This is a genomic window from Streptomyces sp. URMC 123, assembly GCF_051386515.1.
Lineage (GTDB): Bacteria > Actinomycetota > Actinomycetes > Streptomycetales > Streptomycetaceae > Streptomyces.
This window is the reverse complement of sequence record NZ_JBPQTV010000588.1, coordinates 1-1,629: the sequence shown is the minus strand read 5'-3', so window position 1 is coordinate 1,629 and position 1,629 is coordinate 1. Positions and strand designations below refer to the sequence as shown.

General features: G+C 77.4%; 1 protein-coding gene and 1 pseudogene. Both read left to right on the top strand.

Translation table 11 applies throughout. The features are described 5' to 3' along the window. Positions 1–136: pseudogene (locus tag ACSNOD_RS31000) on the top strand (uroporphyrinogen-III synthase); the annotation flags it as partial. Continuing rightward, entirely contained in the window at positions 133–909 is a 777-nt protein-coding gene (locus ACSNOD_RS30995; RefSeq protein WP_436770406.1) for a sirohydrochlorin chelatase, read from the top strand. The pseudogene ACSNOD_RS31000 and the gene ACSNOD_RS30995, both read left to right, overlap by 4 nt. The last annotated feature ends 720 nt before the right edge of the window (positions 910–1,629 follow it).

Sequence of the window (1,629 nt, the reverse complement as noted above, 5' to 3'; positions counted from 1 at the left end):
CTCCGGGGGCGGCCCGGGGGCCGACGAGCACGCCGTGGAGGCGGCCGTCGGGCGGCTGCGGAGCGCGCTGGGGGCCCACGCGGGCCTGGTCCGCACGGTCCAGAAGCGGGGTTACCGGCTGGCGGTGGACGGGTGAGGCACGCGTTCCCCCGCTCCGACGACCGCTCCCCCACGCTGCTCATGGTGGCCCACGGCACGCGCGACCCGGCCGGGGTCGCCGCCGGCGAGGCCCTGCTGGACCGGGTGCGGGCCCTGCGCCCCGGCCTACGGGTGCGGCTCGCCCACCTCGACCTGGCCGCCCCGTCGGTGGCCTCCGTGCTCGCGGCCCTCACCGGCGAGGTGGTGCTCGTCCCGCTGCTGCTCGGCACGGGCTACCACCTCCGGGTCGACCTTCCCGCCGCGGTGGCCGCCGCGCCGCATCTGCGGGCGCGGACGGCCGCCGCGCTCGGGCCCCACCCGCTGCTGGCCGAGGCCCTCGCTGACCGGCTGGCCGAGGCGGGCCGACCGCGCTCGGCGGGGCCCGTCGTGCTGGCGGCCGCCGGGTCGAGCGACCCGGCGGCCGTGGGGGACACGGAGCGGATGGCGCGGCTGCTCGCGGTGCGGCTGGGTACGCGGGTCGTGCCCTCGTATCTGGGCGGCCGCGGGCCGGCCACGGCCGATGTCGTGGCGGCCCTGCGGGCCGAGGGCCATGGGGCGGTGAGCGTGGCCTGCTATCTGACCACGCCCGGTCACTTCGCCCGGCGGGCGGTGGCCGCGGGGGCCGCGGCGGGGGCGGCGTTCACGGCTGCGCCCTTGGGGGCGCATGAGGCGGTTGCGCGCTTGGTCCTCCGTCGCGGGGCCCTCCGGGCGGGTTCGCGCGGGGCCCTCCGGGCGGGGTTGCGCGACGTCCACGTTGTGGGTCGCCTGTGACGTGACCGTCGTCGACGCGAGCGCCTCGGGCTTTTCCCGCCCCTTCGGGGCGGGGGTGGTGGTTGCGGTCGTGCGCTCTGTTCGTGGCGTGGGTCGGTGCCGCACCGGGGTACCTCCTCGGCGGCGCACCGTGCGGGTTGTTTCTTCGGCTCTCCCTGGGAGCATGTGCGCCGCGCTGCGGGGGCACCCCGCCACGTCCCCTCCGGCCCGTATAGCGACGCGCCCGCGGTGGGGGGTGGACAACCATCGCTGGTTGCGGCCGTACGTCGGCCTCCCGCCCGTCTTCTTGTCTCCGGCGAAGCCGAAGCTGTCTGCGGCACAGGAGATCGCGGGTCACGGCCTAGCCAAGCACGCAGGGAGCGCGTGACCCCCACCCCGCTTTGTGCGCCCCCGCCACCGGAGGGGACGTAGCGGGGCGCCCCCGCAGCGCGGCGCACGAGACAACCTCCTCCACCCGCCCCGAAGGGGCGGGCAAGCGCGGGCGACCACTCGCGCACGGATCGCGACACCACCGGCACCCCCGCGCAAGGAGCGCGTAACCCCCCACCCCGCTTTGTGCGCCCCCGCAACCGGAGGGGACGTAGCGGGGTGCCCCCGCAGCGCGGCGCACGAGACGGCGAGACAGCCGAAGAACAAAGCAGCACGTGCGCCGCCGAGGAGGTACCCCGGTGCGGCACCGACCCACCCACGAACAGAGCGCACGACCGCAACCACCACCCC